Source organism: Nodosilinea sp. AN01ver1 (assembly GCF_050565655.1).
Taxonomy (GTDB): domain Bacteria; phylum Cyanobacteriota; class Cyanobacteriia; order Phormidesmidales; family Phormidesmidaceae; genus Nodosilinea.
The window spans coordinates 171978-184337 of sequence record NZ_JBNXVS010000002.1 but is presented as its reverse complement, the minus strand read 5'-3'; the positions used below and the strand labels follow the sequence as shown (position 1 = coordinate 184337).

Here is a 12360-nt window from a genome sequence, read left to right as displayed (position 1 = left end):
TTTGCGATCGCCCCTGACTTTGGGGATCGCATTTCCGCTGCTCCCTGATGAGGTAAACCCGTGACCGCAAACCGTAATCGCTGGCTGGTTGGCACTGTTCTCACCCTGGCTCTGGCGGCCTTTTTGTCGCTGTCGCTGCTGCCAATTTTGGGCAGCAATGAAAATCGCCGGGCCAGCAGCACCCCCGATGCCAGCCCCACCGCCGATCCCGCTGCCGTGCAGGCCGAGCTAGAAGCTCAAGCCCGAGGCTATGAGCTGGTGCTGGAGCGCGAGCCCGAAAACCAAACGGCCCTACAGGGCCTGGTCGATGCGCGCATTCAGTTAGGCGATATTAACGGGGTGGTTGGCCCCCTCGAAAAACTGGTCGAACTCAACCCAGGCGTGCCCGACTACGCTGTTCTGCTGGCTCAAACCAAACAGCAGCTGGGCGACCTAGAAGGGGCGGCCCAAACCTATCGTCAGGTGCTCGACCAGCAGCCCGGCAACATGAACGCGCTACAGGGGTTAACGGTGCTGCTGGTGCAGCAGGAACGTCCCCAGGCCGCCATTGGGCTGCTGCAAGATACCCTTAAAACCGCCGATCAGCTGCAGTCAGACGGAACAGCAACCGGTATTGACACGACGTCCGTAAAGCTGCTGCTGGCGCAGGTGCATGTGGAAGCCAATAATCCTGACCAGGCCATTGCGCTTTACGATGAGACAATTGAAGCCGCTCCCGAAGACTTTCGTCCGGTGCTGGCCAAGGCCCTGGTCCTGCAAGAGCAGGGCGACGCCGATACCGCCCAGGCCCTCTTTACGCAGGCCACTGCGCTGGCTCCGGCTCAGTTCAAAGATCAAATTGAGCAGATGTCAAGCCAGGGTGCGCCTGCGCCAGGGGCCAGTGGTGAGGATGCAGGCATCGTAGAACCAGCCCCTGTCCCAGACGAAGCGGCAGAATAGAGCCGTTTAAGCGCGAGCCGGGGAGGTAGAACTCACTGTTCTCTCCGGGCGGTTGGGGGCCGCCTGGCTAGACTCTACCGGCTCGAACTCAATATGGTTGAACAACGTAGTCACAAAGGCAAACAGTAGAAAAGGCAGCGACAGCACCAAAATGAGCCCGACGGTAGCCAGGGCGACCACAGGCTGTCGAGCACCCATCAGGGCCAGAGATGCCGCTAGGCTAATAAACAAAATCACTAGCCAGGCAATAATTTGGCCATAGATGTCGCCAAAGGTGAGGGTGCAAGCGAAGCGATACTTATTCCCGAATTCCATGGTGTTGTCCTGCCACAATCAGTCCTATAGAGTTCAGCATATCGGTCTGACCCTGGCCGCTGTAGTTTCTCAACATTTCCACAAGAGTTGCAATGAAATGTTGCAGCGCTTAGTCAGAGGTTCATGCTGCGATCGCAGCAGTTGTATTTCCAGAAGCTGCGATCGGTGGGGCGATGGCAGCTTCAACCCCGTCCTGCTTATCTGTGACCCGTAGCCACTATGGCGTATCAGTACATCTTGTTTTACAAGCCCTACAACGTACTCAGCCAGTTTAGCGAGGGCAAAACGCCCCCCGCCTCTACCACTGAGCTTCGCCTTACCCTCAAAGACTTTGTTCCGGTGGCGGATGTCTACCCGGTGGGGCGTCTCGATCGCGACAGCGAAGGGCTGATGCTGCTGACCGACCACGGTCGAGTGCAGCATCGGCTCAGCGACCCGCGCTTTGCCCACCCCCGCACCTACTGGGTGCAGGTCGAGCAGGTACCGTCTGCCGCCGCCCTGGCCCAGCTCCGCCAGGGGGTGACGATCAAGGGCTATCGCACGCGGCCCTGCCAGGTTAAACAACTCGCGACCGCTCCGGAGCTGCCGCCGCGCGACCCGCCCATTCGCTTTCGCCAGAGCATTCCAACAGCCTGGCTAGAAATGACCCTCCAGGAGGGCAAAAACCGTCAGGTGCGGCGCATGACGGCTGCGGTGGGGCACCCTACCCTGCGGCTGGTGCGGATGGCGATCGCTCACCTGCAGCTGGGTACTCTACAACCGGGGCAGTGGCGTTCTGCTACAGCCGACGAACGCCAGGGGCTACTGCAAATTTAAAAGGTATGCCCTCGGCTACCCAGTGAGCTGATTTTGAGTGCTGGCTTTGGTTTAAGTCAAGAATCGCTGGTTTAAGCATGTTATGGCAGGGGCAGTAGGCTACCATGGGCTTGCGGTAGGGCTGCTTTGGGGTTTACCCATGCCATACTTAAAGATGCCATACCCCCGCCGTTTTACCAGTAGGGTGGATCAAACCGTTGTGTAAAAGCCTGTCTTAGCCTCCAGCGAAGTGCTTAATTTTGACCTTACTTAGGGTGATGGCCCCAACATGCTGGCTGACTGGACTACTTTTGGATCACCGCTAGGATGCTAACCTGCCCCTTTTGTGAGTTTGAAAACCCCGATTCACAGCGGTCCTGCGAGCAGTGTGGCCAGACACTTCAGCGCTGGCGAGTCATTGATATTCCTGCTCCAGGGATGACGGCAATCGCCCCAGATGAGCTAGGCCTTGACGGCTACCTTGACTGCGATCGCCGCTATCAGCTGATTGCCTCACCTACCCCGCTGGGGACGGCCAGCGCCGCGCCCCTGATGGTCATCGATTGTCAGCCCGAGGCCAACTCTCCGCTACAGTCACTACAGTCGGCCTGGCTAGAAACGCCTGCCCTCAATCCGACCACCCATCCTCTAGCGGCTGGGGTGCCGCCTGAGGCCTATCCCTATCTGGCCCTGCAGGCCGACTATTTTCCGGCCATTCCTGAGCTGCACCACGCCTGGCGAACGCCCCAGCGCACTCTCCTACTGATTGAAGATCGAACGATCTGGCTGCCTCTGTCAATGGGCTGGATAGCGATCGATGAGCCGCTGCAGCATATTCAGTGGTTGTTTGAAACGACGCTGCTGTGGCAGGCTCTGGCTCCGTGGCAGGGGCAGGCTACCCTGCTTAACCCCGCGCGGTTAACCCTGAATGAAAACAGCCTGCTCTGTCTCACGCAAATCGACGCCGTTGGTTGTCAGTCGCCCCTGCCGCTGCAGGTGCTGGGGCAGATGTGGCAAACCATGCTCAGCCGTGGACAGGAGCTGCCTCTCAATGTGCAAACCCTGGTCAACGATTTGGTAGAGGGCACCGTCACCGACATCAAGCACGTGCAAGACACCCTCGCCGAAGCTGCCCAAGACTACCCCCTGCCCGGCTTTGAAGGTGCTGCTCCCCAGTGGGTTGACGATGCTGAGGCGGATGGTTTTGCCCCTGCTGCTGAGTCTGACCTGGCGATCGCCAGCCCAACGGTTGCCGACGACCGTGACCTAGAACCTGACACAGCCTTTGACACCCAAGAACTGCCGGAAGACGATGGCACCGGGCTGATCGAAGCCCCAACGATGATACTGCCCATGAAGCTGGCTCACCTCGATGATGCCGGCCAAAGCCACGTGGGCCAGCAGCGCCGCCATAACGAAGACTGGTTCTTTACCCAAACTCAGCTCCACAAGGTCGGCGGCCCCCAGGGCACTGTGCTGCGGGCTAAGGGGCTCTATATTCTTTGCGATGGTATGGGCGGCCACGCTTCGGGAGAAGTGGCCAGCCAGCTAGCGGTACGCACGCTGCGGGAGTATTTAACCCAGCACTGGAGCGGCGATCGTCTGCCCGACCAAGACACCCTATCTCAGGCCGTAGTTGCTGCGAACCAGGCCATTTTTGATATCAACCAGTCAAACGCAACCTCTGGGGTCGGTCGCATGGGCACCACCCTGGTGATGGTGCTGGTACACAACTTAGACATGGCGGTGGTGCATGTTGGTGACAGCCGCCTGTACAGCTACAGTAAACGCCTAGGTCTGCGGCAGCTGACCCTCGATCACGAGGTGGGGCAGCGAGAAATCAACCGGGGTGTAGAGCCAGCCCTGGCCTATGCCCGTCCCGATGCCTACCAGCTGACTCAAGCCCTAGGGCCCAGGAGTAAAGAAGACTTGGTACCCAGCATTGCGTACCACGAAATTACCGAAGATACCCTGCTAGTGCTGTGTTCCGATGGGCTAAGCGATAACGACTTGTTGGAGCGCCATGCCAACTCCAACATTGCCGATCTGCTGAGCTCTAAGGCTAACCTGCCTAGCGGTGCCGCCCAGCTTATTGACTTGGCCAACGAAAAAAATGGCCATGACAATATCACGACCATTCTTGTACGTATTAAGCTTCAGCCCGACATGACGTCGATGGTTGATTAGTTACAGGGTGACTAGTCACGACGGTGGGCTTGAGCTGGCTAGCTAAAGCGAGTTTAGAGCTGAGCTAACCAGCATCTGTAACCCTCTAAATTAATCCTCTTCCCAAGACTGCACCGCCAGCAGCTCTTGAATTGGATCTTGGGTAGAAAAGTCGAATTCTTCTAGTTCTTGCTTCCAATGGGCCCAGTCGTCGCCAAACAAGAAAGCGATTTTCCAAATGGGGTCGCTGGGGCTTACAACTTTGGATTTCTTAACTAAAGACTCAACTTGGCGCTGAAATTTCACCATTGGGTGAGCGACAACTAAGTCGGCAATTGCTTCAGTCATATTTTCGATTTAAAAAGCTCTTCAGAACGTTGAACCGGGGGAATCTGCACACCCTTGAAACTTGCGCAGGCATTAACCCTGGATTCAGGAACACAGCATAGCACAAGAATGCAAAGGCGCAATCCTAGACTGTACTTGCCCTGTAAGTGATGGCTGTGGATCATTCACTGGGTCATCACTCCCTTAGTGTACCTAAGCGAGCGGCCAGTTGAGGCAGATATTTCCTTAGCCAAAGGGTAGATAACCGTACTCCCGATCGCTAGCTTGACTTTGGCTTTACCCAATAGTCGCTAAACTAGAGGTCAAATCCTTATTTTGCCTTCAGCATTGACCAATGGCTCAAACTGACTTGTCTGCCCCTCAATCGAGCGCTCCCATTGCCCTACCTCGCACCAGTGAGTCAGAGGACCTCAAGCGTATTCGCCACACCTTCTCCCATGTGATGGCGATGGCAGTGCAGGTTCTATTTCCTAAAGCCCAAGTCACCATTGGCCCCTCGATTGACTATGGCTTCTACTACGACTTCGACAGCCCTGAGCCTTTCACCGAGCAGGATCTGAAAGCGATTAAAAAGGAGATGATCAAAATCATCAACAAGGGGCTGCCGGTCGTTGAGGAAACCGTTAGCCGTGATGAGGCTCAGCGCCGCATTGAGGCCCTGGGAGAACCCTACAAGCTCGAAATTTTGCAGGATCTGAAGGATCCTATTACTCTTTATCACCTGGGTGACCAGTGGTGGGACCTGTGCGCTGGCCCCCACGTTGCCAGCACCGCCGATCTCAACCCCAAGGCGTTTGAATTAGAGAGTGTGGCCGGGGCCTACTGGCGCGGCGACGAGAACCGCGCCCAGCTCCAGCGCATTTACGGTACCGCCTGGGAGACGCCGGAGCAGCTGCAGGAGTACAAGCGTCGCCGCGAAGAGGCCAAGCGCCGCGATCACCGCAAGCTGGGTAAGGAACTGGGCCTGTTTATTTTTGCTGACGATGTGGGACCGGGCCTGCCGCTGTGGACGCCCAAGGGCACGGTACTGCGCTCTACGTTAGAAACATTTCTTAAAGAAGAGCAGACCAAGCGGGGCTATCTGGGAGTTGTCACCCCTCACATCGCTCGCGTAGACCTCTTTAAGATCTCTGGCCACTGGCAGAACTACCGGGAAGACATGTTTCCGCTGATGGCCGACGATGACGAGGCCCGCCGGTTGGAGGAGGGTTTTGTCATGAAGCCCATGAACTGCCCCTTTCATATCCAGATATATAAGAGCGAGCTCAGGTCGTACCGAGAACTGCCGCTGCGGCTGGCGGAGTTTGGTACGGTGTATCGCTACGAGCAGTCGGGAGAGCTGGGTGGTCTGACTCGGGTGCGAGGCTTTACGGTGGATGACTCTCACCTGTTTGTGCGCCCTGAGCAGCTCGACGACGAGTTTCTCAAAGTGGTGGATTTAATCCTCTCGGTGTTTCGCAGCCTGAAGCTCAAGAACTTTAAGGCTCGGCTTAGCTTTCGAGACCCTGAATCAACCAAGTACATTGGCGGTGATGAGGTTTGGGAAGCGTCTCAAACGGCCATTCGGCGAGCCGTGCAGACCTTGGGCATGGAGTATTTCGAAGCGCCGGGAGAGGCGGCTTTCTATGGGCCGAAGCTGGACTTCATTTTTAGGGATGCCCTCGATCGCGAGTGGCAGCTGGGCACGGTCCAGGTTGACTACAACCTGCCCGAGCGCTTTGACCTGGAGTACGTGGCCGAAGACGGCTCGCGCCAGCGCCCGGTGATGATTCACCGCGCTCCGTTTGGTTCGCTGGAGCGGCTGATTGGCATTTTGATCGAGGAGTATGCCGGTGACTTTCCGCTGTGGCTAGCGCCGGTGCAGATGCGCCTGCTGCCGGTAACTGAGGAGCAGCTGGGTTTTGCTCAATTGGTAGCCGATCAGCTGCTGGCCAAAGGCGTACGGGTGGAGGTAGATGCCAGCGGCGATCGCCTCGGTAAGATGGTGCGCAATGCCGAAAAGGCCAAGGTGCCCATTATGGCCGTGGTCGGCGCGAAGGAGCTGGAGGCCAATGCTCTCAACATTCGCACCCGTGCCCAGGGCGAACTGGGGGCGCTGCCCGTGACTGAGGTGATCGAACGGGTGGCTGGAGCGATCGCCGCCCGCGAAGACTTCTGATAAGTACCCAGGTCCCCGGTTTCTTGCCTGCGACATAGTCTCTTGAGACTGGCGGGTAGAGAAATCGGGGTCTCCTGCGTTTTAGGGTATTTCGGGCAGGTCAGATTCAAGCTGCCGCAGTTCGACTAGGGATTGCTCCATAGACTGGATCAGAGACTGTACGGCCTGATCGTGTTCCGCCTGTTGCTGCTGCGCCAGGTTCGAGATTACGCTCATGCAGGCATCCATACCAGCGGCAAATTCGTAGCGCGTGACGGCGGTTTCGCCGCGAAAAGTGCCGTCGGGGTAGCCGCTAACGCAGCCGTAGGTGCCAGCCAGGTTGAGCAAGGCTTCGTAGGCCCAGTGGTCGGGCGATACGTCGGTAAAGGGCAGCACTAGCGTGCCCTCGTTCCCCTGGGCAACGGGCTCCTGGGCAACGGGTTCAACCGTAGAATCGACGGCATTTTGCTCGGCGCTGGCCGGGGCGATCGCTGCTAGCGCGCCCATCCCAGCTCCAAAACCTATTCCTAAAGCAGCGCGAATCAGTGACTTAAGGGTCATGCTACGTCTCTCAAACTATTCCCTGTCTCCCATTGTAGAGACGGGCAGGAAGATGTCGCTTGAGGTGTGTCGCCTTGTGTTGTGTCTCCAGGTCAACCTCAAAAAGTGATACTATCCTTGGCCTGATGGTCTTAATAACCGCCGGAGGCTTTTGCGGTGCCTATATCTGTGTCTGTGACTGTGCCTGCCACCACCGCCAACATTGGCCCTGGCTTTGATTGTTTAGGCGCAGCGCTCACTCTCTACAATCGCTTTCGCTTCACGCTCGACCCGGCCGCGGGGCAGGTGGCAATCGAGGTGCGGGGGCTAGAGGCCAACCGGGTCGCAACCGATGGGTCTAACCTGGCCTACAAGGCGTTTGCCAGCTACTTTGATCAGAGGGGATTGACGGTACCGCCGGTGGCGATCGCAATCGACCTCGATGTGCCCCTGGCGCGGGGCCTGGGCAGCTCGTCAACCGCCATTGTCGGTGGTTTACTGGGGGCCAACGCGCTGTGCGAGTCGCCGCTCGACCAGGCGGCCCTGGTGGCGATGGCCATTGCCCTGGAAGGGCACCCTGACAACGTTGTACCGGCCCTGATAGGCGGCTGTCAGCTCGCCGTCGCCAACGATGACGGTTCCTCCACCCTCTGCCCTATCCCCTGGCATCAGGAGATTACCCCTGTCGTTGCCATTCCAGATTTTGAACTGTCTACCGCTGCGGCTCGCCAGGTGCTGCCTGCCACCTACAGCCGCGCTGACGCGATTTTTAACACCGCCCACCTGGGGCTGCTGCTGCGGGGGCTGGAGACGGGCCGGGGTGACTGGCTGCGGGTTGCAATGGGCGATCGCATCCACCAGCCCTATCGTCAAACCCTGATTTCTGGTTATGAGACCGTAACCACAGCGGCGATCGAGGCCGGGGCCTATGGTTTAGTCATCAGTGGCGCTGGTCCTACTCTGCTGGCCCTGGCCCCTGCTCAAGCTGCCGTTCAGGTACGTGATGCAATGGCCGCCGCCTGGCAACAGAGCGGGCAGTCGGTAACGGCTCAGGTGCTGGCTCTAGAGACAGAGGGAGCCAGCGTCTCGCTAGCCGCCTAGGCCAGCGGCGGTCTGCAGATATCTTGACGCTGAAGCCAGATTCAAAATCCCCAAATCAGAGATAGGTATCTCGTGAGGTCAAACAACTGTTTGCTCCTACTCGGTTGTCCGATAGGGCTGAGGCGCATAGCTGCGTCGTTTTGGGGCGGGCGCGATCGCAGAAACAGGCCCAAAACCAGGGCACTCGGCAGTCGTGCCACTAAATACTGGGGGCGTGGGCTGACTGTTGCAATAATTAAGATTTTGATGCATTGACATACCTAAATGTGAGTACTCACTTTAATTAATTAAAGGGTGAGATCGACCTCAAACGCTTGCACAGCCTTCATGTCAGGCGTTTTAATGTCAATCTTTTGCGATTTTGGCCGGAAATTACGTATCAAATGTTTATTAAGTTTCCTATACTGGGGACGGGCGCAAAGATAGGTATATCTCTCTATCAATCTTGCACTCCGGTTCCTTCGTCTTGTCTCTGAAGCAACGACTCGCTCGCTGAAGTCCTCCGACCTGGGCAGGCCGCCGCGAACAGCAGAGGCAGGCCCTTCTCAACGAATGGCCCCTCCAAGGGATGTGTGTCCGCCTCACGTCAGACGCCAAAACCGGAACCCCATGCACTGGCTGTTTTGTAATATTACTCACGCGAATTCTCATGCTGACCGAGCAATTTCCGTGGCTGACGACCCTAGTGATTCTGCCCCTAGTGGCACTCTTGCCTATACCCGTGCTGCCCGATCGCAATGGGCAAACCCTGCGCTGGTATGCCTTAGGGATTGGCTTCATCGAGTTTTCTTTAATTCTCTACACCTTTTTTAACTTCTACGACCTCAACCAGTCTGGGTTACAGCTGGTTGAGCGCTACAACTGGGTGCCCCAGGTGGGCCTCACCTGGTCGCTGGGGGCCGACGGCCTGGCCATGCCTCTGGTTGTATTGAGTGGTCTGGTGACAACGCTGGCTATTCTGGCCTCGTGGAACGTGACTCGTCGGCCTCGCCTTTACTTCAGCCTGCTGCTGATCATGTACAGCGCTCAGGTTGGTGTGTTTTTGGCCCAGGATCTGGTGATGTTCTTCCTGATGTGGGAGCTGGAGCTGGTGCCTGTGTACCTGCTGATCTCCATCTGGGGTGGCCAAAAGCGCCACTATGCCGCCACTAAGTTTATTCTCTACACCGCGATCGGCTCTATATTTATCCTGGTTGCTGCCCTAGGGATGGCCTTCTATGGCGATACCGTCACCTTCAACCTGACCGAACTGGCTCAGAAAGACTATTCCCTCCCCTTCCAGCTGCTCATGTACGCGGCTTTCTTGGTCGCCTTTGCTGTCAAGCTGCCTATCTTTCCGCTGCACACCTGGCTCCCCGATGCCCACAGCGAAGCCCCTGCGGCTGTATCGATGATTTTGGCTGGGGTGCTGCTCAAGATGGCGGGCTATGGCCTCATCCGCATGAACATTGAGATGCTGCCCGATGCCCATCTCTACTTTGCGCCGTTCCTGGCTATTCTGGGCGTCGTCAATGTCATCTACGCCTCTATGACCGCCTTTGGTCAAGACAACCTCAAGCGTCGCATGGCCTACTCGTCGGTAGCCCACATGGGCTTTGTGCTGATTGGCTGCTCGGCCTTCACCACCCTGGGCATGAGCGGCGCGATGCTGCAAATGATTTCCCACGGCCTGATTGCGGCGGTCATGTTCTTCCTGTCTGGGGTGACCTACGAGCGCACTCACACCCTCGATATGGACGATATGGGCGGAATGGCGCGCAAAATGCCCACCACCTTTGCCTTTTTCACGGCAGCATCTATGGGCTCGCTGGCTCTACCCGGCATGAGTGGCTTCGTCAGCGAGATCGCGGTGTTCTTGGGCATGGCTACCAGCGACGTTTACAGCACTGCCTTTAAGACCGTTATTATCATTGGCTCTGCGGTTGGCGTGGTGCTGTCGCCCATTTATCTGCTCTCCATGCTGCGCCGCATCTTCTACGGCGATGCGGGTCAGGTCGTCGCCAAGGTACCTAACATTCTCGATATTCGTCCTCGCGAAGCTTTTGTAGCTGCCTGTCTGCTAGTGCCTATCATCGGTATTGGTCTGTATCCTAAGCTGGCTACTCAGGTTTACGATGCGAAAACGGTGGCGGTTGCCAGCCAGGTGCAAACAACCGTGCTAGCCGCAGGGCAGTCGTCGCCGCTCTACGCTCATATTATGGTGGCTCCTCGGGTGACAGTGGCTGAACTGCCTACTGCTGCTGGGTCAGAGATCGACTAAACAAAACAGGCTGGTGCATCCGGTATTTGCTGCACTCTGACCACGGTCAGAGTGCAGTTATTTTAAAGGGCATAGTTCTGGCTTTAGAGACAATTCAAACACTGTCTCTGGGCACTCTTGATAGGCGGGCACAGCCCGCCAGAATGATCGTATCGAGATGGCTCAACCCCCGAGGTGATCTCGCTTAAGGCTATGTATTTAATGCTTCGGTGCAGGTTTTCCTGAAATAGCTATGACTCAACGCCACCAATGTCCTCACTGCAACAATCAACACCTGCTTCGCATTGGGGTGCGAGGCATTCGTCAATGCTCGCGCTGCAAAGCCTATGTAGATGTGCGATCGCGCCACTGGCTCAAGCGCTTCATTCGCGATTTGGCTGCCTAAGACTGTCATGAATCAGCAATGGAAATAGGCGCAGTCGATATATTGTGCAGGTGAAAACGGCTATTTCCCCTGACCCAAATTCATGCTTCTATTCAGCAGTGCCGAGTTTCATGACTTGGGGTTGATTGGGTTCTAGCGGTTGGATCAGGCTCTGAACCTTCCCAATGGGCATTTTCGGCCAGACGGAGTTAAGCGACAATAGGATTGCCCTAACTCGCGAGGTACCTTATGGCCGGTAAGTTTTTTCAAAAACCAGGTCCAGAATTGGCCGATCGCGTACCACCAGGGCAGCACCTGGCCAAGGGTTTTCCAGTGCTGACCTACGGCGATACCCCGCATGTCGATCAGGCCGACTGGTCTTTGACGATTACCGGGTTGGCTGCGCCTCAAACCTTTACCTGGGCCGATATGATGGCGCTGCCCCAAACCGACTTCACCGCTGATTTTCACTGCGTTACCACCTGGTCAAAGCTGGATGTGACCTGGCGGGGAATTCGCGTTACCGATCTGATGCCACCGCTTGAGGTTGATGCCGCTGCAACCCACGTGATGCTGCACTGCTATGGCGGCTACACCACAAACCTTGCCCTAGACGACTTCGCTCGACCAGAAAACTTCTTTGCCCACACCCTAGAGGGAGCGCCGCTGCCCCCCGACCACGGTGGCCCCATGCGGCTGGTCGTGCCCCACCTTTACGCCTGGAAAAGCGCGAAGTGGATTAATGGAATTGAGTTTTTAGCGCAGCCTGCGCTCGGCTTTTGGGAGCGCAACGGCTACCATCATCGGGGTGAGCCCTGGGCTGAAGAGCGCTACAGCAGCTAGAACGGCCTGAGCCTGATCGTCTATATCGCGAATGTGGCATGGACAATTAGGCTAAAAATAGCCATTCCCTGAGCGAAGTTGAAGGGGACGGCTATGACTGTGCTTGTTTTTGGGGGGCCGCGCTAGCGGTATGGACGATTGGTATGGCATGAATCTGTGACATAAGGTAGCCGACGGTTTCTCAAGCCCGCTACCTGAAACCCTGGGTCATAGGTCTGTCAACCAGTGCCGGTGCCTGGTTGGCCTAGCGGTTGCCGTAGCGACCCCAGCTAAGAAATGCCGTTACCAGGTAAAGCACAATGACAGAGCCAATGATCGACGGCACCAGGGGCACTCCCTGAAAACTCCAGGTGAGCAAGGGCAGGGTGAAGTTGTACTGCTGGAGCAAGTAGTTGGCGACCCACTGACCCACCAGCACGCCCACTAGGCCAATGAGCACCAGGCCCAGGAGTTTGCCGGGCACCCGGCGAGGAATGAGCAGGTTGGCTGTAAAGGCGCAGGCCAGAGCAATTAAGACTTGAATGAGTAGGCTAGTCAGATCATCCATTGGGT

12 protein-coding genes are annotated in these 12360 nt (G+C 56.9%); 8 read left to right on the top strand and 4 right to left on the bottom strand.

The window, feature by feature from the left end:
* The first annotated feature begins 60 nt into the window (after window positions 1–60).
* On the top strand, window positions 61–939 hold the full coding sequence (locus ACQ4N7_RS03350) for a tetratricopeptide repeat protein (protein WP_430710210.1): 879 nt from the start codon (window positions 61–63) through the stop codon (window positions 937–939).
* Window positions 940–945: 6 nt separating this feature from the next.
* Here the strand turns inward: ACQ4N7_RS03350 and ACQ4N7_RS03345 are convergent, their stop codons facing one another.
* A complete protein-coding gene (locus ACQ4N7_RS03345) occupies window positions 946–1254 on the bottom strand; it encodes a hypothetical protein (RefSeq protein WP_194023891.1) in 309 nt (102 codons plus the stop codon).
* A gap of 219 nt (window positions 1255–1473) precedes the next feature.
* Between ACQ4N7_RS03345 and ACQ4N7_RS03340 the strand changes: the two genes are divergently transcribed.
* Both ACQ4N7_RS03340 and ACQ4N7_RS03335 read left to right on the top strand, forming a co-directional pair.
* Window positions 1474–2070: a pseudouridine synthase gene (locus ACQ4N7_RS03340; protein WP_430710209.1), complete on the top strand. Its 597-nt coding sequence runs from the start codon at window positions 1474–1476 to the stop codon at window positions 2068–2070.
* Between the two features lie 417 nt (window positions 2071–2487).
* On the top strand, window positions 2488–4236 hold the full coding sequence (locus tag ACQ4N7_RS03335) for a serine/threonine phosphatase (RefSeq protein ID WP_430710208.1): 1749 nt from the start codon (window positions 2488–2490) through the stop codon (window positions 4234–4236).
* 90 nt (window positions 4237–4326) lie between these two features.
* On the opposite strand, the gene ACQ4N7_RS03330 is transcribed toward ACQ4N7_RS03335, so the two are convergent.
* On the bottom strand, window positions 4327–4563 hold the full coding sequence (locus ACQ4N7_RS03330) for a DUF4327 family protein (RefSeq protein ID WP_194058840.1): 237 nt from the start codon (window positions 4561–4563) through the stop codon (window positions 4327–4329).
* Between the two features lie 334 nt (window positions 4564–4897).
* Here ACQ4N7_RS03330 and thrS point away from each other — a divergent pair, with 334 nt between their 5' ends.
* Window positions 4898–6721, top strand: coding sequence for a threonine--tRNA ligase (thrS, locus tag ACQ4N7_RS03325; protein ID WP_430710207.1), 1824 nt, complete (start codon window positions 4898–4900; stop codon window positions 6719–6721).
* Between the two features lie 81 nt (window positions 6722–6802).
* Here thrS and ACQ4N7_RS03320 read toward each other — a convergent pair whose 3' ends face one another.
* On the bottom strand, window positions 6803–7207 hold the full coding sequence (locus tag ACQ4N7_RS03320; RefSeq protein WP_430710206.1) for an S-layer homology domain-containing protein: 405 nt from the start codon (window positions 7205–7207) through the stop codon (window positions 6803–6805).
* Between the two features lie 210 nt (window positions 7208–7417).
* Between ACQ4N7_RS03320 and thrB the strand changes: the two genes are divergently transcribed.
* The 4 genes from thrB (at window position 7418) to ACQ4N7_RS03300 (ending at window position 11808) form a co-directional block, all read left to right on the top strand.
* Window positions 7418–8341, top strand: coding sequence for a homoserine kinase (thrB, locus tag ACQ4N7_RS03315; RefSeq protein ID WP_430710205.1), 924 nt, complete (start codon window positions 7418–7420; stop codon window positions 8339–8341).
* Window positions 8342–8990: 649 nt separating this feature from the next.
* The gene (locus tag ACQ4N7_RS03310) at window positions 8991–10601 is read left to right on the top strand and encodes an NAD(P)H-quinone oxidoreductase subunit 4 (protein ID WP_430710204.1); all 1611 of its coding nucleotides are present in this window, start codon (window positions 8991–8993) and stop codon (window positions 10599–10601) included.
* A 232-nt stretch (window positions 10602–10833) separates the two neighbouring features.
* Window positions 10834–10986 carry a transposase gene (locus ACQ4N7_RS03305; RefSeq protein WP_430710203.1) on the top strand — a complete coding sequence of 51 codons (153 nt, stop codon included), beginning with the start codon at window positions 10834–10836 and terminating at the stop codon, window positions 10984–10986.
* Window positions 10987–11214: 228 nt separating this feature from the next.
* Window positions 11215–11808: a sulfite oxidase-like oxidoreductase gene (locus ACQ4N7_RS03300; protein ID WP_430710202.1), complete on the top strand. Its 594-nt coding sequence runs from the start codon at window positions 11215–11217 to the stop codon at window positions 11806–11808.
* A gap of 244 nt (window positions 11809–12052) precedes the next feature.
* On the opposite strand, the gene ACQ4N7_RS03295 is transcribed toward ACQ4N7_RS03300, so the two are convergent.
* On the bottom strand, window positions 12053–12355 hold the full coding sequence (locus ACQ4N7_RS03295) for a hypothetical protein (RefSeq protein ID WP_430710201.1): 303 nt from the start codon (window positions 12353–12355) through the stop codon (window positions 12053–12055).
* Window positions 12356–12360 lie beyond the last annotated feature (5 nt).

Coding starts and splice junctions, on each gene's coding strand:
- ACQ4N7_RS03345 (WP_194023891.1), bottom strand. CDS start 1,254: ATGGAATTCGGGAATAAGTATCGCTTCGCTTGCACCCTCACCTTTGGC.
- ACQ4N7_RS03340 (WP_430710209.1), top strand. CDS start 1,474: ATGGCGTATCAGTACATCTTGTTTTACAAGCCCTACAACGTACTCAGC.
- ACQ4N7_RS03335 (WP_430710208.1), top strand. CDS start 2,488: ATGACGGCAATCGCCCCAGATGAGCTAGGCCTTGACGGCTACCTTGAC.
- ACQ4N7_RS03330 (WP_194058840.1), bottom strand. CDS start 4,563: ATGACTGAAGCAATTGCCGACTTAGTTGTCGCTCACCCAATGGTGAAA.
- thrS (WP_430710207.1), top strand. CDS start 4,898: ATGGCTCAAACTGACTTGTCTGCCCCTCAATCGAGCGCTCCCATTGCC.
- ACQ4N7_RS03320 (WP_430710206.1), bottom strand. CDS start 7,207: ATGGGCGCGCTAGCAGCGATCGCCCCGGCCAGCGCCGAGCAAAATGCC.
- ACQ4N7_RS03310 (WP_430710204.1), top strand. CDS start 8,991: ATGCTGACCGAGCAATTTCCGTGGCTGACGACCCTAGTGATTCTGCCC.
- ACQ4N7_RS03305 (WP_430710203.1), top strand. CDS start 10,834: ATGACTCAACGCCACCAATGTCCTCACTGCAACAATCAACACCTGCTT.
- ACQ4N7_RS03300 (WP_430710202.1), top strand. CDS start 11,215: ATGGCCGGTAAGTTTTTTCAAAAACCAGGTCCAGAATTGGCCGATCGC.
- ACQ4N7_RS03295 (WP_430710201.1), bottom strand. CDS start 12,355: ATGGATGATCTGACTAGCCTACTCATTCAAGTCTTAATTGCTCTGGCC.